19 protein-coding genes are annotated in these 24,226 nt (G+C 43.9%); 2 read left to right on the forward strand and 17 right to left on the reverse strand.

Features of this window, described 5'->3' with window-relative positions:
* Window positions 1-19: 19 nt before the first annotated feature.
* The 12 genes from CSH93_RS07065 to glmU all read right to left on the reverse strand — a co-directional run bounded on the left by CSH93_RS07065 (window position 20) and on the right by glmU (window position 16,265).
* Window positions 20-1,024 (reverse strand): Acg family FMN-binding oxidoreductase, encoded by a 1,005-nt coding sequence (locus CSH93_RS07065; protein ID WP_100642540.1) that lies wholly within the window; start codon window positions 1,022-1,024, stop codon window positions 20-22.
* A gap of 60 nt (window positions 1,025-1,084) precedes the next feature.
* The gene (locus CSH93_RS07070; RefSeq protein WP_100642541.1) at window positions 1,085-1,477 is read right to left on the reverse strand and encodes a ribonucleotide reductase subunit alpha; all 393 of its coding nucleotides are present in this window, start codon (window positions 1,475-1,477) and stop codon (window positions 1,085-1,087) included.
* 120 nt (window positions 1,478-1,597) lie between these two features.
* A complete protein-coding gene (nrdD, locus tag CSH93_RS07075; RefSeq protein ID WP_100642542.1) occupies window positions 1,598-3,388 on the reverse strand; it encodes an anaerobic ribonucleoside-triphosphate reductase in 1,791 nt (596 codons plus the stop codon).
* Window positions 3,375-3,851 carry an anaerobic ribonucleoside-triphosphate reductase activating protein gene (nrdG, locus tag CSH93_RS07080; protein WP_100642543.1) on the reverse strand — a complete coding sequence of 159 codons (477 nt, stop codon included), beginning with the start codon at window positions 3,849-3,851 and terminating at the stop codon, window positions 3,375-3,377. Before nrdG ends, nrdD begins: the two co-directional genes overlap by 14 nt.
* Window positions 3,852-4,048: 197 nt before the next feature.
* Complete coding sequence (locus CSH93_RS07085; protein WP_100642544.1) at window positions 4,049-5,704, reverse strand: Tn7-like element transposition protein TnsE; 1,656 nt, start codon at window positions 5,702-5,704, stop codon at window positions 4,049-4,051.
* 8 nt (window positions 5,705-5,712) lie between these two features.
* Complete coding sequence (locus tag CSH93_RS07090; protein WP_100642545.1) at window positions 5,713-7,242, reverse strand: TnsD family Tn7-like transposition protein; 1,530 nt, start codon at window positions 7,240-7,242, stop codon at window positions 5,713-5,715.
* Between the two features lies 1 nt (window position 7,243).
* A complete protein-coding gene (locus CSH93_RS07095; RefSeq protein ID WP_100642546.1) occupies window positions 7,244-8,902 on the reverse strand; it encodes an ATP-binding protein in 1,659 nt (552 codons plus the stop codon).
* Window positions 8,895-11,000: a Mu transposase C-terminal domain-containing protein gene (locus CSH93_RS07100; RefSeq protein ID WP_100642547.1), complete on the reverse strand. Its 2,106-nt coding sequence runs from the start codon at window positions 10,998-11,000 to the stop codon at window positions 8,895-8,897. The genes CSH93_RS07095 and CSH93_RS07100 overlap by 8 nt, the downstream gene beginning before the upstream one ends.
* On the reverse strand, window positions 10,984-11,853 hold the full coding sequence (locus CSH93_RS07105; protein WP_100642548.1) for a TnsA endonuclease N-terminal domain-containing protein: 870 nt from the start codon (window positions 11,851-11,853) through the stop codon (window positions 10,984-10,986). The genes CSH93_RS07100 and CSH93_RS07105 overlap by 17 nt, the downstream gene beginning before the upstream one ends.
* A 175-nt stretch (window positions 11,854-12,028) precedes the next feature.
* Window positions 12,029-13,861: a glutamine--fructose-6-phosphate transaminase (isomerizing) gene (gene glmS, locus CSH93_RS07110; RefSeq protein WP_100642549.1), complete on the reverse strand. Its 1,833-nt coding sequence runs from the start codon at window positions 13,859-13,861 to the stop codon at window positions 12,029-12,031.
* Window position 13,862: 1 nt separating this feature from the next.
* Window positions 13,863-14,630, reverse strand: coding sequence for a DeoR/GlpR family DNA-binding transcription regulator (locus CSH93_RS07115; RefSeq protein ID WP_100642550.1), 768 nt, complete (start codon window positions 14,628-14,630; stop codon window positions 13,863-13,865).
* 273 nt (window positions 14,631-14,903) lie between these two features.
* Entirely contained in the window at window positions 14,904-16,265 is a 1,362-nt protein-coding gene (gene glmU / locus CSH93_RS07120) for a bifunctional UDP-N-acetylglucosamine diphosphorylase/glucosamine-1-phosphate N-acetyltransferase GlmU (protein ID WP_100642551.1), read from the reverse strand.
* Between the two features lie 154 nt (window positions 16,266-16,419).
* On the opposite strand from glmU, the gene CSH93_RS07125 reads away from it, so the two are divergent.
* Entirely contained in the window at window positions 16,420-17,850 is a 1,431-nt protein-coding gene (locus CSH93_RS07125; protein ID WP_100642552.1) for a sensor domain-containing diguanylate cyclase, read from the forward strand.
* 8 nt (window positions 17,851-17,858) lie between these two features.
* Here CSH93_RS07125 and CSH93_RS07130 read toward each other — a convergent pair whose 3' ends face one another.
* Genes CSH93_RS07130 through CSH93_RS07140 form a run of 3 tightly spaced genes read right to left on the reverse strand, consistent with a single transcriptional unit; the run spans window position 17,859 to window position 20,616 of the window.
* On the reverse strand, window positions 17,859-18,737 hold the full coding sequence (locus CSH93_RS07130) for a DMT family transporter (RefSeq protein WP_276307698.1): 879 nt from the start codon (window positions 18,735-18,737) through the stop codon (window positions 17,859-17,861).
* A 30-nt stretch (window positions 18,738-18,767) separates the two neighbouring features.
* The gene (locus tag CSH93_RS07135; protein WP_100642554.1) at window positions 18,768-19,229 is read right to left on the reverse strand and encodes a methylated-DNA--[protein]-cysteine S-methyltransferase; all 462 of its coding nucleotides are present in this window, start codon (window positions 19,227-19,229) and stop codon (window positions 18,768-18,770) included.
* 1 nt (window position 19,230) lies between these two features.
* Window positions 19,231-20,616, reverse strand: coding sequence for a DNA-3-methyladenine glycosylase 2 family protein (locus CSH93_RS07140; RefSeq protein WP_100642555.1), 1,386 nt, complete (start codon window positions 20,614-20,616; stop codon window positions 19,231-19,233).
* Window positions 20,617-20,875: 259 nt separating this feature from the next.
* On the opposite strand from CSH93_RS07140, the gene CSH93_RS07145 reads away from it, so the two are divergent.
* Entirely contained in the window at window positions 20,876-22,012 is a 1,137-nt protein-coding gene (locus CSH93_RS07145; RefSeq protein ID WP_476692334.1) for a serine hydrolase domain-containing protein, read from the forward strand.
* 4 nt (window positions 22,013-22,016) lie between these two features.
* Here CSH93_RS07145 and speA read toward each other — a convergent pair whose 3' ends face one another.
* Together speA and CSH93_RS07155 are read right to left on the reverse strand one after the other, a co-directional pair.
* On the reverse strand, window positions 22,017-23,945 hold the full coding sequence (speA, locus tag CSH93_RS07150; RefSeq protein WP_100642556.1) for a biosynthetic arginine decarboxylase: 1,929 nt from the start codon (window positions 23,943-23,945) through the stop codon (window positions 22,017-22,019).
* A 69-nt stretch (window positions 23,946-24,014) separates the two neighbouring features.
* Window positions 24,015-24,224 carry a helix-turn-helix transcriptional regulator gene (locus CSH93_RS07155; protein WP_100642557.1) on the reverse strand — a complete coding sequence of 70 codons (210 nt, stop codon included), beginning with the start codon at window positions 24,222-24,224 and terminating at the stop codon, window positions 24,015-24,017.
* Window positions 24,225-24,226 lie beyond the last annotated feature (2 nt).

Raw genomic sequence — 24,226 nt, forward strand, 5'->3', positions numbered from 1 at the left:
CATACCTTCATAGCATTGTTTACTCAACGGATCGCCGCGCAGTGAAATGTACCGGCGATGCCTTACCTATTCTCAGAATCAGTTGTGGATATTTCAATGATTGTAAAACCGGTGGTAGTTGTTTTCTGAGGTCTGGCTCCTGAACAGCTTGATTCATGTATGAAACCGACAGACGATGATGTGCAAGCCCAAGTAAGAAAAACGTTAATAGTCGACCAGTATTCAGCCAGTCTGTTTTATCATCATTAGCGGTGGCAATCACAGCAAATGTCGGGCTCCCATGGCGGCACTTGTCGACATTATACTTGCCAATACTGGCTCCCCAATTGAACCAGTTCAACATCGGCTTAGATAATAGGTTTGGAAGTGTGGTGTGATAAAAACCATGCCCGGTTAGACCATCTGGTTTTAGGCTCAGCATAGACCGCTGCCACGAAGTAAATTCGAATCGAAACCAGGGCTGTGCAAACTGGCGTTTGACCGCTCTTTCAATCATGTCTGAAAACTTTGCAATCGCGGCAATATCTGTTGAAAGCGACAGTTGAACTGCAAGAGAATTGGCGTAGCCCTCTACACTATCGAATACTTGATTGGGTGGTTCAGTATCATCAAAATACCTACGGTTAGTTTGCCTGTGTTTGATAGCATGAAACCACGCAATGTCATCATCAGACGGGTCGTAGTGTCCTGCTATGTTGATATGCGCCAACAAGTCTCTTTCAGTCGTATTTTCATACTTTACTTTGACCGCGGAGCCAAAATAATGAGCGGCAACTTCGATCATGCCTATGGCTGCACCACAGCTGATTATTGCCTCACGAGAATGAGGATCAACAAACCTGGACACTCGTTGTTTGTCGAGGATGATATCCAATCCGTTTTTGGATAGCCTAAAGCGCCAAGGTTGAGCATTATAATGAGACGGTGCTAGGATCGCATAATTCAATAAAAACGTGAGTTGATGCAGTTCGTCACCATTAAAAGGAAACAAGCCGTCTTTAATTTCACGTACGTTATCGACCATGGGTTTTAGCCGTCAGAATAGTCATAAATATAGCTTGCTGGAGCTGGGTTTTCCCCTTTACTAATTTGCAGTGATTTCTATCGGATTTTCGTTTCTATCAAACACGACATAACGAAAAATATTGTTACCTGTCATCACATCGTTAGTCATTTTGTTTAGATAGGGTTCTGCAGCTTCTGTAGTAGGAGGCTTATTTGAATCGCCCCCAAGACTGGCTATAAATACAAAATCCCAGTCTTTGTTTATGCTATCGGCTTCCTTCACTAAAGCGGCAAATTCAGACAGCTCATTAGGCAGTTTATCCACCACCATTTTGGGTGCAATGGAACCTTTTTTATCTTCTCGCTTTCTGCTTTTGTTGGTCTCGTCAGTTTTTGCGAACAAAAACAACAAGCGCTGCTTTTCGCTTTGCTCTTGCGCTTTTAATAAAAGGTCGGAAAACATGCCAGACATAACAATGGGCCTCTTGAAAGTTTCTGACTAAAGCGTACACATCGCTCGATCTTTATGCCATTGCGCACAAGGGGTAATGAACTACCCCTTAATAGGTAAAAACACTATATATGCGTCAGTCTATGTGTGAAGCCGCGTGCGAATATGGTAGTGACGAAGGGCATGCTCATTCCTCCGCCCTTTAGAAAAAGCAGACACGCGTTTTAAGTAACCAATCACCCGAGTTCCGTGGTCTATGTCTTCTGAGCCGCATGATGGGCAAACGTGTAAAGTGCGCTTGTCGATAGTTTCGCAAACATTGCAGATCGTAATCTTTACGTTCACACAAAAATAGTTACATCCTGCTTTCGCAGCAATATTAAGAAGATTTAAGGCGTTTTTGTAGGTTAACGTTTCCTCAAGATTGAGGTGAAGTGCTGAACCACCATCAAGGTATTGGTTTAACTCTCTACCGTGCAGTATAAACTTGTCGATATGCGTGGTATTTGTATCCTCGACAAGATAAAGATAACTATTATAGCAGTCTCTGTTAGCTACATAGCCATCTTGTCTATCCCACTTGGCATTTTTGACTCCCAAATTTTCTGCAGGCACAAATTCAGTGTTGAACTGACATTTAAAGTGCTGCGATGCAGCCCGGTTTTGTTCGTAAATGACTTGCAATTGAGACCTGACAAAGTCTTTGTATTTTGGATTATTACCAACTTCAATACCTAAAAACTCAGCGGCTTCTGCCAGTCCGTTCACTCCCAGCGTTAAAAATTGCTTATCCAAGCTAATGAAGCCTGCGTCATAAACAGGTAGTGCTCCCGCTGCTTTATACTCCTCGATGAGTCTACGATAAGCAACTTGATACTTGTGTATCTTCTGAACTTCAGTGCTTAAATCTCTGTCATCCTGAATTAATCGGTTCATATTTATGGTGATGACGTTAATAGAACCTGTCGATACACCCCCAGCACCCAAGCTATAGGAAAACGTATTGTCTGTTATCTCGTTGCGTAATCGGCAACAAGAGGCTAATGAATCGGCGCTTTCGGATTGGTAAACAAAAAATGAGTTACCTTCACTCATCGCTTTAGCACATTTCGCTGCAAAATTGATGTCTTTGACTTCCCCATCCTTTGTCAACATCGCTGCTGTGACTACTGGAAAGGTGAGCACGGCCCGCTTGCGCTCATCGTTAAACCACTCGAGAAAGAATGCTTGCAGCGATTCGATGTTCTCCCATTTGGGTTTACTCATGTCAGGAAACACAAATTCGCCAAACATTGAATCGAAATAGAACTCGTCATAAAGCGATATGTTCCAAAATACACTTTGATAACCCCGCGCAGCTGCAGGTTGGTTTAGGGCATAAACAACATGCTGTAGATGGTTAGCTACCTCTTTTGCATGCGTATTCAGATAATTTTCTCCATAATCTCGACGTGCAAAATGGTCGAAATAAACCAGAAACTCGACCGTCGCAATTGCGCCAGCAAATTGGGCACTGATAGCAAACACTAAATTGACAAAACTGCCACAGAACGACTCAATATGTTGCGGAGCTCTGGATTCACCACCAAGTTCAGTCAACCCATTTAGGAGAAATGGATACATGGTAATTGAGGTGCAATATGGCTTTAGGCTGGTTTCATCATGCACATAGATCTCATGTGACTCGATTTGCCGCTGGTACTCAAAAGCTAGTTCTTGACCAAACAGTTCCTCAATCTTATTACTCACCAGTGCTCGGTTTACCTGAATAAAGTAGTCTTTCATTAGTTCAGCTTCGAGTGTGGCAATGTTTTTGTTTGTCACATTTGCGTTGGCGTCTAACTTCGCGCCATCAGCAGCGGTTTCAGCATTTAAGTAACTATCGATAAACTGCAGTTTTTGTTTTAAATGTCTATCATCAAGTGTTAGCACACTTATTCTCCCAAAATTTATGGTTTAGTAATTCGCCTGTATTGACGTTTATTAGTTTTTGATTGGTCGACGGGGAGTCGAGTCCGCCAAGTGAAAAAATCCACTTGCCGGTTTTCAAGAATGACAGTTGTTTTTGGATTTTTGAGGATACTCTTGGTAGTCCGGTATAAAGACAGGTCTTGAGTTGTGATTGTCTGGCAATACGGAGCTTTTCTATCAAAGCTTCTGTGTTCCACTCACCGCCAAAAAAGAGCACGCAAGTTATAAATCCCTCGTATTTCTTTAGATATGTAGCAAACAGTTCATTGGTCAGTGATTTGCCAAGATTGCAATCCCAAATATCGCTGCTGTGGCAGCCCTCACAACGCAACTTACAGCCTGTTATCGTGAATCCAAGTGATACCTCATCAGGTACTTCTTGAAACAGTACTTGAGGTTCCAGTGAGTTAAAAAGGGGTTGCATAAAATAGCCTGGAAACTACATGTAGTGCCACATAATCACCAAAAGCACTATATGTGGTGTTGATCCAGATCAAACCTTCCAGCGGATCATCATTTTTCCATCTTCTCACAAAACGCTAAGTTGCAAAAAATGTCAGGCAGTTGAGCGCTTAACGTACTTCTATCCATTCGAACGAAAGCTACGTAGATATTTCTTTACTACATCCCGATCACTTTTTCTGCTGCTCTAGTTACCCATGAGTCAAGAGCATCTCGCTCGCTTGTGATCTTGTTATCAGGGTGCCCCAAGTACTCCCTAACTGAAGTGTTCTGCGAAATAAACTGACGTTTCCAGCTCATTGCATTCAATCCTTCGTCCTTATATGCAGTCATTAACTCATCGAGAATTCTTTGAAATGTGATGGAGGTATCACCTGCACGGAAAAATAATGTGGATAAGCTTTCAGTATCCAATGTCCCGTCTTTCTTTGGTTTACTCGTTAATTCAATTTCTAATATTTGAATCGTCGTCGATCTGTCTCGCTTAACAATAGCATGACAATATCGACGAGGTCTGCCTCCAACCAAATGCTGGCTGCGACATCTTTTCTTCGGGACGTCTCCTATACTGCTCTGAATCTGCCAGCCGTGCTCTTCCTTCAGTTTTTGCAGCATAGATTGAAAGAACACAATTTTCTCAGGTGCATCGATTAAGTCTGGAGGGTAAAGATTGTCAACATCCGCCTTTGGCCCCTTTCCCTTGTCACTCCCTTTCTTTAAGCTGGCCAATTCTTCAGGGGGTTGCTCCTGTAAATCATCCAAATCTGGTTCAGTTTGTGGTGGTAGCACTTTTACTTGCCTTGTGCTTCTTCTCGTGTCGAGTTCTACATCAAAGTGCAAGCGACTTCTGCCTAACTTCACCAAGTGTCTTTTTCTATTTGAATTCGGTTTTGTGTCTGGATCCAGCTCTCTAATGTTTACGGGGGGAGTATTTGGCGGTTTAGGTTTTTCGTCACTATCTTCAGGGGCTGTGTTAAGTAAAAGGTGATCATCAGGGTGTGAAAAATAAACAACATCAAGGTCAGGTGCTTTAAGGCCAGAAACTGACCTAATCTCTCGAATAAACACCTGATTTATTTCAGACTCTCTGCCCGTATAGCCTGCAAGTGAAATTTCACAGTGGCTTAAGTCTGGCGGCGTAAAATCAAATGTCCACCGATCTGCGCCGTTGACAATGATTGAATTCTGATTAATTGATTTGAAAATCGAGCCGAAGCTATCTTGTATGTCAGGATCAAACAACAACCACGTAAAGAACTTTCGGTACTGTAAGCTATTCATGTACCTAAGGGGAATATTCGCAGACAATTCAATGTTACCAATCCAATCTTGAGACCAGGATTTACCGAGTTGCCAAGTATTCCCCTGATAAACAGCTGCGCGAACGACTTCTGAAGAATGAAAGAAAAGCATGCGTGCAACTTCTGCAATTGGTAACCAATATACTTTTTCGTCCGTCTCGATCCCATATAGAACACAATTGTCGAATTGGCTTGCAAGACCTTGAGAACGTTTCAAAGTATCAGGTAAATCACGAAAAGTAGTCTTTTGCCAGCGGTCTAGTTTTGGTAGCACAACGGTTTCTGTCCACCCCTGAGCCTTGTTTTCTGTGGATGTTCTTGGAAAAACGGTCCCCGGCGTTAATGCAGGAAGTAGGTCAATTGGTAAGGACCTTCTAATATTCCCCATTTCTTTATTATGGAAATAGCAAACCACTCTCCACTCTTGTCCTGGTTTTTGAAACCAGTCACCCAGCAATAACAATTTTGATCCTTTGGGGATTCCACGAATGCCAATTTCATCGACCTCAGACATAAACCTGTCTATTCTTCCCTTTTTTCTAACTCTTGTATTTCAGTTTCAATCTTGGGTGTAACCAACTCTTCCCGGATGGCAGCTTTTCTGAGTAAACGCCATCGTTTAACCTCAAGGTTGTTCGATTTTATTTGTTCATAAGCAATACGCAATCGATAGAGTTGATGGTCTTCTACCGATTCTTCGTGAGAAGCCAACCACGCCGTCGTCCTCGGTAGTTCAGATAAATGCTTCTCTACAGAGTTTGAACGGCGTAATTCCCGAATTAATCGCGTTCTTGTTAAACGCGGTCTGTTGGGCCCTGTAGCCATGCCCTCGTAAACCGATTCAAGATGCTCAACGTTTTTAGCATCCCAATCATTGTAGTTAACAACGTAGTGACTTTGCGCAGTTACTTTTCTTCTTGGCCTATTAGACATCAACCAATTCTTGTCGTTGCGATACAACCAAGCATAGGTAGCACCGCCACTCTCGATACTTCTAAGCTCTTTAACGCCTGCGCTTGGGTAGCGCTTGAGCATATCTACCCAAATCGACCTGTATTCAGCAACTTCATGTTGTGCCGAGACTTTTTTACTAGAATGACTAAACACTAAAATTCTGTCCGGAAGCCTGTGCACTTTTTCAAATAACTTAGTTACCGACAATTCGGGGACTATTGCAGTGGTAACGAGCAAATGGCGCAAAGGGTGAAATGACTTACGATGTTTTCGAAATAAGTTCGTCAGCCAGTAGCTGCTTTCTGAATCCTGAAATTGATCCTGGAATACTGTTCCCGCCCAAGTTTTCTTCAGTAGCCTATGTATTTCCTGATGGCAGATCCGGCTCTTTCTCACTAGTCCGAGTTCGACTGCTAAATTTCTGTAAAATAATGTCCAGCGGTTAAAGCCAAGCCCTTTAAATTGCCTTGCATTAAGTAATTGTTCGTACCGGTCATGCAGTTCTCTTTCAATATCTTTCAGCTCTATATGTCTGATATCTGAATTCAATTTGCTCTCGTTCGCTGCAATAAAAAGATGTTTCTCTTTCGGATGGAAAGATATCGTTGAGTACTCCAGTAAACATGAATGGCGACTGCAAAACGCCAAGCCTGACAATTGATGAACTCGTTTCCAATAACACTCACCGAATTCCTGATGCTGTTCTTTCAAACATTTAGGGCAATAGCGAAAGTACTCTGGTTGTTTGATTGCACTTGCAGCAATACCAGATCGCGTATGAATGTCGCCTCCAGAGTCTGAACTCATGGAATGAATAGTTTTTGAAGCCTGTTTCTGCGACAAGAAAGGTAAACTAATCGGTGCCAATGTGAATGACTCTATCAACTCTTTCACACTAGTTGGCCAAACAAGTTGAAGGTTATTAACGAGCGAATTTAAGTGGCTTGGTAAGTCTGGAACAGCTACAGCTGTTGAAGAAGAAAATACTTCCCGAACAATAGCTTTTTGATTGCCAGCTAAGCCAGTATGTTGCGCATACCGTGCAACTATGCTGTACAGCAATTCGTCATGATAAGGAACAGGAAAGTAGCCCAGCATACTATCCAGCCAGTAATTTATGGACAGGGTAAATAATACCTTTCTCCTTCATCACCTCATACATAGATCCTGATTTATCCGCATAAATCTTTCTGAGGTCTTTCTCAGATAGTTGACCCCAGCTGTCTCTGTTTGTATAGACTGGTTTGGTGTCAGCCTTTGTCTTTCTTGTCTTTCTTGTCTTTTCTTCACCCGTTTGTGTAAGCGCGGTTGTCGCCATTTGTATTATCTGAATCAAGGTAAGTTCTGGATTCCTCAACAAAGCATCTGCAATAAGAGGCTTCGCAATGTCTTCCGGAATACCCATTGAGACGATAGTCTGTATCGCTGAATTAGCGATGTTCGTCTCATCAGCTTCTCCCAACTCAATCCTTTTAGGTTTTTCTAGTGGTTTAGATACAAGCTTATCCATTGCGTTTATTATGCTACTTTCAAATTTTGGAAAAATGAGATCATTGCATTCTTCAAGTTTCTTCTTGTTGCCAGTCCGCAGTGCTTCAAGCAACGGTTTAACGATTGAAAACTCATCTTCAAATACCTGCTCCAATAGTTCAGGAGAAAGAATTTCGTCTTCTGAAGTTGACGCCAATAAGACTGCACGTGCTTGAGCTAGACAAAAGAGTTTCACAACTATATCGGGCACCCCTTGTGTCAGCTCATACAGTTTATTTGTCAGCGATTCATTTCTTTCAACTTTGTTTCTAAGCCACTGATAAGGCCACAGCTCTTCAAGAAAATCTTCCCAGCTTTCATCCTTAGGTAATCGATCCCAGACCAGACTTCCATCTCCACTTGCACGTCTTGCCTGCCGGAACTCGCTCGCAAATAGACGTAGAGCTTTGGGCGTACCAATAAGTACAACGGAGACTTCTACGACATTTACTAACGTCACCAAAAAGTTAATCATCTTTTTCTCGCCACCGCTTTTGGCTAGGCTCATGTGCTGGAATTCATCGATGACAATCAAACCAATGGCATGTATAAGGCAAAGATCAGCAACATCTGCCATCATTTTTGCAATGGTAGGTTTACCAGATGCGTAAGTGTCTCGATAATCGAGATTAAGACGGCGGTCAAGTGCGATAAAAAAACTTAAACAAAAGTCCGCGAGCGAGCCGTCATATGGACAATCAACTTTAAGCCAGGGCACCTGAAGCATATGTAGGTCTGGATGATAAATCACTCGGGGGTAGGTGTTCAGTACAAGGTTTGTCGTGGTTGATTTCCCCGCTCCGGAAATCCCTGCAATGGTCATAGATGAAGCAGGAGAGTCCACATCATCATGCATGTAAGTTGTAAGGTTTTCGTTCTGAATCAAGCCGCGAATTGAGTTAAGCTTTCGCTTGAATGTTGCGGTTTTTGGGTTCCTATTGAGGTAGCTGCATCTGATCAGTTTTGACAGCTTCTGCTCGATAATGATGTGGTTGGTTTGGGGAACAAAAAAATCTCGCGTTAAGCGGTTTATTGCATGAGTTCGAATATGGCATGGTAAATTCATTTCTTCAGGTTGAAAATGTGGCCTCTTTGTCAAAGATTTTGCTACTTCTATTGGGCTCATAATTACCGGAAGCGCTGCAATCAGGGGGTTTTCATCGTACTCAGGCAAGCCTGTTTCTTTATATTCTGCTTGAGGAAATCTAGTTATTTTTTCATTAGTCATCTGAGTCCCCACCTTTCAAGAGATCCTTCAACCTAGTCGGCAGTTTAAAGCTTTTTTGTTCGGTACTTGCACCGTGGATCGGTGTAACCGTAGCCGATGTTGTTTCGTCAGGTTCATTCCGATCTACCGTTTTCTTGTTTCGTTCATACTGCCTTTCGTTGCGCTTATTATCGGCAATACCTTTCGCTCTTTTCGCTTTCTCTGTTTTCGTATAATTTGGTTGATGCTGCTTGGACTCGTTTTTGATTTGCTGAAGTTCGCTAACAAGATTAACCGATCCTGACCGTTTCTTAAGTTTTGACGAAGCCGCCACTTCCAATCGAATATCCTGGATAGCCCAAAGTTCCCATACTGTTATATTGGCGTAAGCGCGACTTCGGGACGTTAAGTTTGCAGGTATAAATTCAGCATACGAGTCAGTGGGGCGAAGGTAAATTGTATTCGTACTGTATAAGTCATAAGCAACGGTAACCGTTCTGGCTCCTCTGTAGTTTTCTTCAAACCAACCCCATTCTAGCGCTTGTTTACAGCTGTAATAACAGCCAAAGAGTTTTAGACCATGTTCAGTCACAGTAGCATTTGTGTGAGGCAGCAGGTTCACCTTTACCAGTTGAGGAGCAGGTCTTCTTAACATGCCTGTACGATATTCGACACCCCAGTTCCAGAGGGACAAAGGATTCGCTGGGAGCTTCTTAGGAATATCAGAGTCAATATCGTACGTTCTAATAACATGATCATTATTATAGTGAAGCACTATCTTAATAATCATTTTCGTGAACTCTTTAAGAGTTAGCATTCCATCTTGTCGATAATCATTCCCATGCCGTTTCTTACCAATTGGATTTTTTGTTACGTAACCTTCGACAAACGGCTTCATTTGAGTCTGAACAGTTCGGAAATAGCGTTCTACAATTCCCTTCCAGTCAGCTCGGTAGGCTGGCGTATTTTGTATCTCCACGTGAAAAGCTCTACTGAGTACTTCAACGTGTCGACCAAGCATTTCGCCTTTGTCTCCAATGATATGCTCAGGCAAGCCCTGCATTGGCCATAGGTCAGTCGAGATATCAATGCCATGTTCTGCACAATAATCGACTTTATTTGCCATCGCATTTCCAAGTGCTTCCATTGCACTAACCCAGGAGGCATTTTCCATGCCAATGTACATACCAACAATCGCTCGGCTGAATACGTCGACAACAAAATACATAGTAGGCCGTCCAACAATTTCTGTGCGGTCCTGCTCTGAAACAAGGTACACATCAGCAATGGTCGCATCAATTTGGTAAAGGTAACCAGGGCCTGGCACTTCGGCCGTCGAAGTACCTATACTGGGACTGAAATCTTTCAGGTAGTTAATTTCACCTTCACGCTTCTTGGTCACTTCAATCGATGAATATTCTTTTTGAAAAAAGTATTTAAATTGACGCTCTGTTGGCACATCGACTAAGTCTTCCGGAGATGCTGGGATTTTGACCCCATATGCGATCAACAATTGGTTATACGCATAATCAAAGTCATACTTATTTTCATTAAGGTAGCTTTTTTGAATAACCACCCTAAACAATGATTTTATTTGTTCGGTGATCGGAACACCTTCACCCAGATTACGTGTACGAATGGGGCCGTTTCTCTTCTCTGTAAATTTTTTAGGTTTTCCTCGTCCTCCACACAAATCATAACGGCCACTTAATGAATTCGCGCACATTCCGAATTGCCAGTACCGTCGCAGCCAACGATATAATGTTTGTTTGGTCACTTTATTCTCTTCCATGACTTGCTTCATCATCAATCCACGGGCTTTCCTCTCATAAATACCGGGCTCCGATTTGACTATACCCTTGATAGCAATCCACGCTTTTTGTTGTACTTCCTCGGATTTTGAACCAGCCTTTGGTGGGCTCATACTGATATTTACATAGGGATCATTGATTACTTTAAGATCGGTTCTAGCCAATAAGTGTTCAAATTCTGATTTAAGTGTTACCTGTGGCAGAGCCCTTTCGTCATCTATATTTATCCAATAAACTACTTGCGGATTGCTCCAGAGTATCCTGATCCTCTGAGTATCCCACTGATAAACATCATTTGGCATGAACATAATTCGCCTCCTGATTTACCCAGTACTCCGACAATTCTATATCCCTTGCTTTTAGCTTTGTGTGCACTGTTTCATGAATGTCCCAAAGAAAAGCGTGTTGCGCGGCTAAATGCCTGAAGTATTGGAGGTGAGCGCCGGGCTCTAGATCATATTGTTCATCCAGCTCTTGAAGTGGTACGGGCAATTTTTCCTCTGAATTACCATCAAGCGTTTTGGCGATTCGTTCGAAAATGCGCATTCTTTCGGAAACTTCAAGGTCATAACTGTGCATGTGAGGCGCTAACCAGCGGATATTTTTTACCGACGTAACTGGTACGTCGTGTTCTGTAAATGCGTACCAAGCTACATTTTCATTTTCCCAAAAACGACGCTCAATCTCCTGTTTTTCTAGTGTGCGCTCGTCCTCTAGATCATCAGCATACTTGACTGAAACAGCATGGGTAACTAGAACTCCATCAATTTCCATATCAATTAAAAAATCAGTGGTCATCACCTGAAGTACCCCTTTGTATGTGGGATGTTTGATGCCTAACCTTTTTGCAATATCAATTGTGGCTTCGGGGTTAAGTGGGAACTGCTCGCGTATATCGATGACGGAAATATTCCAATCAAAAAGTAAAAATGTCGCAAGCTCAAGGTCTGATAGTAGATGGACGATACGGTTATGAGTCAAAGCCGGACGGCGATGTACCCTACCTCTGCTTGGAACATCTCGAACAGTTAAAAAGGGTTTATAATCTTTTCCATAACCTTGCCCACGTTTTTCTTTTTGTAACCGCCTCAAAATTGCAGGCTGAAGAAGGCTTTTAATTTCTTTTGGGAAGGGGCTTAGGAAAGCGGTTTTCATACTCATTTTAATAGTCCGAGCAGTGCAATTCAGTCAAAGCATAGCTCGGATTATATAAAGTATGATAGTTTTTTGTTTAGTATGATACTTTTTTGTAAGTATGATAGTTTTTTGTCAATCTACAATGTGGCATAAACAAGAGCGTTAAGTACTCACAAAAAAGGGCCTTTCGGCCCTTTTGTTATTCTACGGTGACTGACTTCGCCAGGTTTCTTGGTTGGTCTACGTCTGTACCTTTGATTAGCGCTACGTAATAAGACAATAGCTGCAATGGAATGGTATAGATTATCGGTGCAATTGCCGGTTCACAATGCGGTACGTTAATTACACGCATAGTGTCATCACCTTTGAATTTTGCGTCTTTGTCCGCAAAGACATACATGATACCGCCACGCGCACGGACTTCCTCGACGTTAGACTTAAGCTTTTCTAGCAATTCGTTATTAGGGGCAACAACGATAACCGGCATTTCATCGTCAATCAGTGCTAGTGGACCGTGTTTCAATTCGCCTGATGCATAGGCTTCTGCGTGAATATAGGAAATCTCTTTCAGTTTCAGCGCACCTTCCATTGCGATAGGGTATTGATCGCCACGCCCTAAGAACAGGCTATGGTGCTTGTCTGCGAATTCTTCTGCTAGATCTTCAATTCCACCGGTTAATGCTAATGTTTCTTCCAGTTTACTGGGGAGGCTGTGCAAACCTTTGATGATTGAATTCTTCTCATTCTCCGCTAAGCCATTGTGTTGGCCCAGCGCTAACGTAAGTAGCAAGAACGCTGTTAACTGAGTAGTGAAGGCTTTTGTTGAGGCTACTCCAATTTCCGCACCCGCTTTAGTCATGTAGGCCAGGTCTGACTCACGTACCAATGATGAGCCTGGCACGTTACAAATAGTAAGTGTCGACATATAGCCTAACTCTTTTGCTAAACGCAGAGCCGCCAGCGTATCGGCTGTTTCACCTGACTGAGAAATGGTGACCAACAAGCTGTTCGGGTGAACAACTGATTTGCGGTATCTAAATTCAGAGGCAATTTCGACGTTACACGAAACGTTGGCATATTGTTCTAACCAATAGCGGGCAGTCATACCGGCGTGGTAACTCGTACCACACGCAATAATTTGCACATGTTTGACGTCTTTTAAGATATCGTCAGCATTGTGGCCAAACAAATTTTCAGCGATGCCAGTCTCGGTTAAGCGACCCTGAAGCGCGTTTCTAACAACGGTTGGTTGCTCGTGGATCTCTTTTAACATGTAGTGGCGATAGCCACCCTTGTCACCCGCATCATGCTCCACGTTTGATTCGATGATCTCGCGTTCAACCGGCTCACCGTTGACATCGTAAATTTTCACGTCACGACGGGTTACTTCAGCGACATCACCTTCTTCTAAGAAAATAAAACGACGAGTGACCGGTAACAAAGCCAATTGGTCAGACGCTATAAAGTTTTCACCCAAGCCTAATCCGATTACTAATGGGCTACCTGAGCGCGCAACTACAACGCGCGTTGGATCTTTGGTGTCCATGATCACCGTGCCATAGGCACCGTGAAACTTCTTCACAGATTTTTGCACTGCTTCCAGCAAACTGGAGGACTTCTTCAACACTTCATTCACCGTGTGTGCGATGGTTTCCGTGTCAGTGTCGCTGCTGAAGGTATACCCAAGGTTGTTGAGTTCTTCACGCAGTTCAAGATAGTTCTCTATAATCCCATTGTGTACAACGGCAATTCGCTCTGTTGACGTGTGCGGGTGGGCATTGTCTTCAGTTACTCCGCCGTGAGTTGCCCAACGCGTATGCGCAATACCAGTACTACCAATGCTGTTCTCTGGCGTGACAGCGTCAGCAAGCTCTTGCACTTTACCGACTCGACGTATACGGCTTAAATCGCCTTGCGTGTTAAGCAACGCAACACCCGCAGAATCATAGCCGCGGTATTCCAAGCGTTTTAATCCTTCTAACAAGATCTCAACAACATTCCTTTCAGCAACTGCACCTACAATGCCACACATATTAATCTTCCTCGTTAGTTGCGCAGATCACCTCTACGCCGTGTTCACTAATTTGCTCAACAGACGCACGATCGATCGTGTCGTCAGTAATAAAAGTTGTAATACTTGACCAAGGTAACTCCACATTCGGAATGCGGCGATGTAACTTGTTTGCTTCTGCCATGATCACGACGCGTGCAGAGTTAGCCGCCATTACCTGACTCAGGTTCGTTAATTCGTTAAATGTCGTTGTACCGCGCATGCCGTCGATACCGGCCGCACCAATAAAAGCCACATCAAAATCATAGGCTGACAACATCTTTTCTGCCATTTGGCCTTGGAAAGATTGTGATTGCACATCCCATGAGCCGCCACAACATAACAGTTTCGGTGGCGTTTCAGATTGGGAGAGTGTGTTGGCTACGATAAGGGAATTGGTCATCACGACAAGGTCGCTACGGTCGACAAGATAAGGTAAAAGCGCCATAACCGTTGAACCAGAGTCCAGCACAATGCGATCTCCGGGCTGAATAAGCTTGGCAGCTTGAAGTGCAATCAGTTTCTTTCGACTCGAAACATTATTGTCAATTTTGCTTTCATGTTGGAGTTTCACTGCTCCACCAAATTGACGCACTAATTTGTTTGCCGCTTCGAGCATGCGCAGATCTTTGCGGATGGTCACTTCTGACGTGGCAAAGTGTTTTGCCAACGTATCTACAGACACTTTGCCGTCTTGATCCAGTTGATCCAGTATTGCCTGTTGTCGTTGATGGGTACTGATCCGTGCCACAAAAATTGCTCAAAATTTCGAATTGAAAGAAATATACCTTTCGAAATGAAATTATCAAGTATAAATTCGAAACTTTTGTTATTTCAAAATATACCTATTGAGATGTAATGTGTTACGACAGCATTTGGCTCTGGAGAAGCGATTGGCCTATACGAGGTACAATGATCTGTCATCTAGGCAGACAAAAATGCCCAAGCATGGTGTTCATGTTTGGGCATTGTATTTTGAGTTTCCCGGCGTGCCTATAATCGTCAGCAAATGACGCCTTGCACTCTATTTATTTTTTTGAGGGCGTTGCCAACCGTCAATATTGCGCTGTTTTCCACGCGCGATAGTAAGTTGTTCATCGGCAACATCTTTTGTTACTACTGAGCCTGCTCCGACCGTCGCGGTTTTGCCAATGGAGACCGGCGCGACCAGTGAAGAGTTCGAGCCAATAAAAGCATTGTCACCAATAAGGGTCTTCGATTTGTTTACGCCATCATAATTGCAGGTAATGGTACCGGCTCCGATATTGGCATTTTCACCCACTTCGGTGTCGCCTAAATAGGTTAGGTGGTTTGCTTTTGAACCTTTCCCTAAGACGGTTTTTTTCATTTCAACAAAGTTGCCGACCTTAGCGTTTTGCAGCATAACTGAGCCTGGGCGTAAGCGCGCATATGGTCCGACTGTGCATGAATCACTCACAACAGCTTGTTCAATAATCGAGTTTGCTTCAATTACCGTGTTGTCACCAATTTCGCAGTTGATCAATATGCAATTTGAACCAATGCGTACGTTGTTACCTAATGTAACATTCCCCTCTATGATGACATTGACATCAATCATTACATCGTTGCCAACATTAAGTTCGCCACGAACATCAAAGCGTGATGGGTCAGCCAATGTGGCGCCTGATAGCATTGCCAGTTCAGCTTGTTCTAATTGATGTGCACGCTCAAGCGCCGACAATTGTACGCGGTTATTCACGCCCTCTACTTCATATACTTTCTCTGGGTGTGCCGCTCTAATTTGTTTTCCTTCACTGGCTGCCATTGCGATAACGTCAGTGAGGTAATATTCACCTTGCGCATTATCGTTACTGAGTTGACCGAGCCAACGTTTCAGATCAGTCGCAGGGATAACCATCATGCCGGTGTTTATTTCTTTTATCGCACGCTGTTCTTCAGTGGCATCTTTATGTTCAACAATTGCGGTTATATTGTCGCCATTGCGAATTATACGCCCCATTCCCGTAGCATCATCAAGCGCTACGGTGAGTAGGGCCAAATCGGCTTGTTGTTTTGCCGCCAATAAACGTTCAAGTGTTGAAGGTTTTATGAGGGGGGCATCACCAACTAAGATCAAGACGTCATCGCCATCTTGAAGCTGGTCGGCAGCTTGTTGTACCGCATGCCCTGTACCTAACTGCTCCGCTTGTAAACACCAGTTCATATTTTTGCCGGTAACGGTTTGCTTTAGCATGTCTGCGCCGTGACCATATACCAGGTTAATGCTGTCAGCACCGATTTGTTCAACAGTGTTGATAATACGCTGAACCATAGGGACTCCAGCAATCGGGTGAAGCACTTTCGGGAGGGCCGATTTCATCCGTGTTCCCTTGCCCGCTGCGAGTATTACTACTGATAACGCCATAACTGAATTCCTTAATTTTAATGCGCCAAAGTGTAACGAACATTGATTAAATTGTCAGCGTTGAATTGCTAAGTCGAGCCGGCGTGCTATGATCGAATTGTGGGCTAAATGATGAGACAGATGTCATCGCCATTTCCAAGGAGAAGGTTGTCTAGTGAGTATATTTAGAACTCTGCATCGCAGCATTTTAGTGTTATTTACGGTTGTGATCTTATCGATAGTGACCTTAGTCCACTTCAGTATCAGTAAAATTGTTGCCGAGCAGAGCCGCGCGCAACAAGCTTCAATGTCTCCTGCTATCGATCTGGTGGTCGACCAACTCATTAAACCTTTACATATTGCCGAAACGCTAAGTAAATCGCGTGAGCTTATCGACTTAATGAATGTTGAGCCCGGTACTGAGATCGATAAAGATAAGGCATTAGCGATGTTAAAGCGGCTTGAAAAAGAATTCGGCATGATATTTTTTATTGCCAGTGAGCGGCAACGTCTGCAAATCAATTCTGATGGTTCTGAGCTCAAACTAATCGAAGGTGAGGTGAGCTGGTATTTCAAATATAAAGACGGCAATCGTGATGCTGTCGCTGACATTGGCAAGTGGGAAGATACTCACTTCTACATTGATCTTAAAATCTATAATGATAAAGGTGAATTTCTAGGCTTTTTTGGCGTGGGCAAAGCGTTAAATAGTTTCATTAGTGTTTTTGACACCTATAAACATGAACACGGCTATGACTTTATCTTTGTGGATACTCAAGATGACATAATGTTGTCGTCAGATCCTGAATTACTGGCTGAACATTCTCAATTTAAGAACCTGACTCAGCTGCCCTGGTACACGGCGCTTGATGACGAAATCAAACTGAATAAGCGGTTAAATAATCAGTTGGTATCCTTTGACCAACAGGATCATTTGATCGCCGAAATTGAGTTAGGCCAGTTTGATTGGACATTGTATTTATTGAGCCCATTAAATGATCGTCAAACTGAAATTTCGCGAGGCTTTATTGCCAGTGTTGTCACACTATTGGTGGTCATATTTGCGCTGTTTTTGGTCATATACAACATCTTGTATTTCTTCCGCAAAGACATGCACGGGAATGGTTTGCAATTTGCGCCTAGTCGCTTACCTGATAGGCCAGCGATAGAAAAGGCCTACAACGAACTGATTGACCACAAGCGCACGGTCGCTGTCATTATTGTTGATATCGATAACTTCACGTCCATCAATGATACCTATGGTCGAAATGTAGGTGATGAAGTCATTGACCGGTTTATTGGCTTTTTAACCAGCAAGGTTAGAGAAAAAGACATCGTAGGCCGATGGAGCAGTGAAGAGTTTATTATTTTACTGCCTGATACCGGTCCGCACGAGGCCTATGATATTGCTCAATCCTTGCGCCAAGGTGTAACCGAGATCGAGCCACCTTCAAATCATACTAATTTGGTATTATCAGCCTCATTTGGTGTGTCTTACACCGCTATCCCGCGTCCAATGAGTGAAGTCACGGCCAATGCTGATGATGCGCTCTATCAAGCGAAGCGCGATGGCAATAACGTCGTGCGCATGCAACTCATTGAGTAGCGGGTGGGTTATACCTGTTTTCGCTTGTAGCGTTCCCAAAATCCGTTAGTCAGTGCGACTCCAACGATGATACACAGGCCTCCGATGTAAACGGGCAGAGAGAGTCGTTCGGATAAGAAAATTGCGCCCCAAATAACGCCAAACAGTGGGACCAAATAAGCTACGGTGATCGCTTTTGCAGGACCAATAGATGCAATTAGGTCGAAATACAAAATATAGGCGACCCCTGTGCACAATAGGGCTAACGCAATGGCTTGCCACCACGCATTTGATGAAATCGCTTGTTCAGGCCAGGTTGCTAAGGTAAAGGGTAGCAAAAATATAGACGCGAAAAATTGACTGCCTGCTGCCACAGCCAATGGCTTAACACCTTGCATATAACGCTTCATGTAGCTGGCAGCAATGCCATAACAAAAGGTTGCCATCAATGCCGTGGCGATGGGTAAAAAGCTAATATTATCCAGAGTAAGCTTAGCCCAACTTAATTGCACTACGCCGATAAAGCCGATACATAAGCCGATCACGGCAGCCTTGGTGAGACGTTCCGAAAGCCATGCAAACGCAATCAAAGCGCCAAACATAGGAGCCGTTGCGTTCAATATTGAATTGTATCCCGCCTCTAAATACAAAGAGCTGTAGTTAAACAAACAAAATGGGATGGCAGTGTTCACTAAGCCAATGATAGCGATCCCTTTCCAATGCACCATGGCTTCGCGCCATTGCTTCGCTAACAGCACAAAAGGCAGCAAGAACAGGGTAGCCAGTACGGTCCTCACTTCAACCAATGCGTATACGCCAAACTCAGGGGTCGCAGCTCTCATGTATAAAAATGAGGAGCCCCAAATAGCGCCTAGTAGGACTAGCTTACCAATGCTAATGTAATTCAAGAATACCCCTTCTTGTTTAACTTGCTGATATTAATTGCGTTTTAAACTCGCTTCCCACTCGAGCAACCATTGCTTTCGTGACAAGCCACCGGCGTAACCAACCAGCTTTTTGTTGCGACCAATAATACGATGACAAGGCACAACGATACTAATAGGGTTTTTACCATTGGCAGCACCCACAGCGCGGCAGGCTTTTGGATTACCGATCGCATTGGCAATAGTTAGATAGCTGGCTGTGTGCCCATATTCAACAGATTGCAGGTTTTGCCACACTTTAGCCTGAAACGCAGTACCTGAAGAGGCTAATGGTAAATTAAACGCGGTGCGTTCATGGGCAAAGTATTCAGATAACTGCTGGTGAGCTAATTTCGTAACGGCATTCGGGTTATCGACGCCGGCTTCATCTACAAATAATATAGAGCAAACCGCTTCATTAGTAGCGCAAATTTCTATCCAGCCAATGGCGGTATGTAAATATTCGACTGACGGCATATTATTGTCCTTGCTGTTGTAAGCTTTCGCATTGCCAAAGTTGCATAGTGAGATAGCTGCCCCAAGGAGAGGATTGTGCTGGTTGTAGCTTTAGCTTTTGAATTTGACGAGCCACAATCAAATCGTTGCTAAGCAAAATATTGGGTTCCGAGTAGCCGCGCAATTTAATGTAATTCACTGTCCAGGGCCCAATCCCTTTTAATCCAAGTAATACTTCAGGCGCAGGTGATGGTGTCTCAACAAAAGCCTGCGCAATAGCTTTTAATGCGCTTTTACGTGCTTGTGGCATACGTAAAACATCATTGTCGATATTGGTCATTTGCTGTGGCGTTGGAAACGTTGCAAGTGAATCGGATGATGATAAATGGGTAATGATATTATTAAGTTGCTTGATGGCGGAACGAACACTGACTTGCTGTCCGAGAACGGCGCGGCAAGCGGCTTCAAAAGGGCTCCAAGCTCCCGGTAGGCGTATACCCTCATCAATCAGTTGAGACGGCATACCGCTGGCAGATAGTCCTTGATTGACTACTGATGGGTTGGCATCCAAGTCGAGTACACGCCTTATATTCGCAATGACGGGCAACAGCGCCGATATTCGAGTTAGGCTCAGTTCTACGTGAAAAGCACATTCTGTTGGGTCATGTGTTGCTTTAAAGAATGATAGTTCTTCATCGGTTTCGCAATGAAATGAACGACTATAGCTGCATGTGTCAACGTGCTCTATCGCGTTGATAGCGCGAGCAGCGAGGAAGTCACGGACCCATTCCCAGTTATACGGCGGACGATAGTGCAAAGTTAATGTGACGGAGTTTTTGCTAGGTACATTCTTACGTTTGCGGATTTGGCTCGGGGATATGTCGAGCTTACTTTTCATGTGTTGCTGCAAACTGCGGCTCGAATTGAAACCCACCGCGCAGGCAATGTCTTCAACGGATAGCTGTGTTTGGTGCAACAATTGTTTAGCACTCATCAACTGGGAATAGAGCTTAAATTGTTTTGGGCTCAATGCCATGTGTTGCACGAGTAGTTGATGTAAATACCGTTCACTGATCCCCAGTTTCGTTGCAATGTCGGAAATCGAAAGATGCGGGTGTTCATGGAGTAAACGTAAACCGCGCTCTAAAGTTGTATTTACGCCTTTCCAGGCCCAGGAGCCCGGAGCACTATCTGGGCGGCAACGCAGGCAGGGCCTAAGCCCTGATTGGATAGCTTGTTGTTGGCTGTCAAAGTACTCAACATTCTTTTCCAATGGCAAATTGGCTGGGCAAATCGGTCGACAAAAAATACCCGTGGTTTTAACGCCGACAAAGAATAGCCCGTCAAATCGAGGGTCGCGAGATAACCGTGCTTTTTGAAATTGCTGACGTTGGTTGTTGGTGATCATTGCAGCTAAACTTTATTAATAATGCGTCTAGTGTAATGTAATTTTTGCTATCTTATGCGAAGAAATCGGAAGTCAATGTTGTCGTCTTTTGAAACAAAATATTCAGGGTAAAAATTTGCTTTCAGGGATTTCGAACAACATAATCTACCCCCTCATATTTTTGCCCTTGAATGTTGTAGGAGCTGTGTTGAAGAGCGCGAAGCGATTTTTGCAGGTAATTGGCCTCAAACGTTTACTTCATCCCCACCGCGGAGTGTGGGTGATTAGTGCTCTTTTGTCTGTTGTTATTGCATGTCCAGCATCAGCTCAACAGGCCCCCAGTTGGTTTACTGCGTATAGTGCAGATGTCAAAGAACGAGCGGGTCAACTGAATATTCCCGGTTATGCCATGGTGTTTTATCAGCAAGGGCAAAGCCCCTATATTGTGACCCAAGGGAAAACGCATCGGCGTGGGCAAGCGATTGACAAAGATACTGTTTTTCGTATGGCTTCGGTATCTAAAACGTTTACCGGTGTGCTCATGGCGAAGTTGGTGTCACAGAATCAATTAAGTTGGAATACTGAACTGACTCAACTGGTCAATCAGCCGGGTTTCAAAACATCCAATACCGACAAGATCCGCCTTGAGCACTTAATTGGGCAATCAAGTGGCTTCATGCCGAATGCCTATGACAACTTAATAGAAGCGGATTATCCAGTGAAGCGGGTGTTAGGGCAGTTGGCTGATTTGAAACCCTTGTGTCAGCCTGGTGACTGCTACACCTATCAAAATGCGCTCTTTGGTACTCTTGAACATTATTTTTCAACCCAAAACACATCCTATCATCGTCAACTGCAAACCCACCTGTTTTCACCATTAGCAATGGAAACTGCCAGTGCAGGAAAGGGGGCTTTAATGGGCTCTGAGCGCTGGGCTCGACCGCATATAGCGATTGCGAAGGACCGCTGGCGTGAAGGTGTTGTCGAGAACAATTATTATCGTTTTGCGCCTGCAGCGGGTGTTAATGCGAGCATTCAAGACTTACTTATTTATCTGCAAGCGATGCTGATTGAATACCCCGATATCGTCAGTGATGCTGTGGTGCGAGATGTTAGTACGCCACGTGTTAGAACAACCCGAGAATTGTCGCGTAGAGGGTGGCGTGAACATCTTAATGACGCGCATTATGGTTTGGGTTGGCGTGTATATGACTTTGATGGTCACCGTTTGGTTTACCACGGCGGCTGGGTAAAAGGCTATCGTGCTGATGTGAGTTTCTCACCTGAAACAGGCGCGGCGTATGCGATGTTAATGAACGCGGAGAGTAATTTAATTAACTACACCACCGCGGAATTCTGGGCTGCATATTTTAAACATGCTGAGCCGCAAAAAGTCGCGGTGGCGTCGTCGCCGTAACAGCTTATTTGCTGGTTTTAAGATAGGTGTAACCGGCTAAGCAGTTTTCATAAAAGTCCGTCCAGCGCACACCTTCTCTTGGCTTCATTTCACCACTCGCCACATGTTTGTCGATGAGTCGCTTAACGTCTGTCGCCATTGATTGTGGGTTATATTGCATAACACTCAAAACATCATTTACCGAAGAACCTTTCACCACTTCTTCAATGTAAAAATCTTGTGGGTCATCGTCGTAACTGAATATATGAACTTCGTTCAAGCGTCCGAACAGGTTGTGCATATCACCCATTACGTCTTGATAGGCGCCCGTTAGGAACAAGCCTATATGGTAGGGTTCACCTTTCTTCAATGGGTGTACTGGTAACACGTCGGCAATACTGCGCTCAATGCTGAACTGATCGAGTTTGCCATCGCTATCACAAGTAATATCAACTAAGGAGCAATTTACCGTCGGTTCTTCATTCATGCGAGTGAGGGGAACTACCGGCAATAGTTGATCGATGGCCCAAGTATCGGCAGCGGACTGGAAAACTGAGAAGTTACATAAATACTGGGATGACAAGTTGTAATCCAATTCTTGCATCTCTTCTGGAATGAAATCGACATTGCGCAAACGGCGTTGGATCTCTTCCATAATTAGCCAATATAGGGTTTCTATTTTACCCAGCTCTTCAAGGGAAACTACGCGTAACTTGAAAGCATCAAGCGCTTTTTCTTTGTATTCCGAAGCATCATTGAACAACTCTTGTAAGTTGCCACCCTCATTCATGGATTCAAATAAATCGCGAATGTTGGATACGAAAATGTGTTCACCTTCAACCGCTGAAGTATCAATCTGCGCACTGTTAGAGCGAATTTCACCCACAATTTCAGTGATCACACAGCTGTGATGTGCGGTAATCGCGCGGCCACTTTCACTGACTAAATTAGGGTGCGGCACGCCTTCGAGATCACACACTTCTTTCATGCCATATACGACGTCAGCGACGTACTCTTGCATGGTGTAGTTGCGCGAGGAATCATTGGTTGAATTGCTGCCATCGTAATCAATACCAAGGCCGCCGCCTACATCAACATACTCTAACGGGAATCCCATTTTGTGCAGTTCTGCATAGATGCGCGCACCTTCACTGATGGCCTCTTTCACCGAACGAATATCGGTCAACTGGCTACCAATATGGAAGTGCAATAATTTTAGGCAGTGACCTAACCCATGTTCCTCAAGATAGCGCGCCGTTTTAATGATTTCTGTGATGGTTAAACCAAACTTAGCTCGGTCTCCACCTGAACTTTCCCATTTACCACGACCTTTAACCGTCATCTTAGAACGGACACCGATATTAGGCTCTACGCCAAGCTCTTTGGCGATTTTAACGAGTAAAAGTAATTCGCTGTATTTTTCGACGACGACAATCACTTTGCGGCCAAGCTTTGTGCCGAGCAATGCTAAGCGCATAAATTCTTCGTCTTTGTAACCGTTTAAGATGGTGAGTGATTCTTCGTTGGTATTGTAGGCCAACACGGTTATTAATTCGGCCTTAGAACCCGCTTCAAGACCGTAGTTGAAAGGTTTGCCTGCATCGACAATTTCTTCAACCACTTCTCTCATTTGATTGACTTTTACCGGGTATACGCCGTTGTATTGGCCTTGAAAATTCGCTTCTTCAATGGTGGCATTGAATGCTTTGTTCAAAGACTCAACCTGAGTACGCAATACGTCGTGAAAGCGGACTACAACAGGAAATTGCACGCCTTCCTGTTTGATTTCTTCAATGACGGCTTGAAAGTCGATGCGCATGGACGGGTTTTCAGGATCGGGCGTTACCTGAACATTTCCATTTTCGCCAATATGAAAATAACCACCGCCCCAGCGGGAGACGCCGTATATACGTTCGGCGTCTTCGATTGACCATTTGCTATTCGCTTTTGACACTCGTTTTCCTTAGCTAACGAATACAGAGTCCATGCTCTGTAAATAAAAAAGTAAAGTGGTTTAGTATAACTAGGAATCCGGTGTATACCAAAATACTTCGTCGAGTGATTTGTTGAAAACGAATGCAATTTTAAAGGCGACTTCCAGTGAAGGTGAATAACGCCCTTTTTCAATCGCCATAATGGTCTGCCGCGTAACTCCAACCGCCTCGGCCAGTTGGTGTTGTGTCATTTCATTGGCGAAAAACCGACACTCTCGTACTTTATTATGCAAAGGCATGG

It is taken from the genome of Neoalteromonas facilis (assembly GCF_002807665.1).
Lineage (GTDB): Bacteria > Pseudomonadota > Gammaproteobacteria > Enterobacterales > Alteromonadaceae > Alteromonas_E > Alteromonas_E facilis.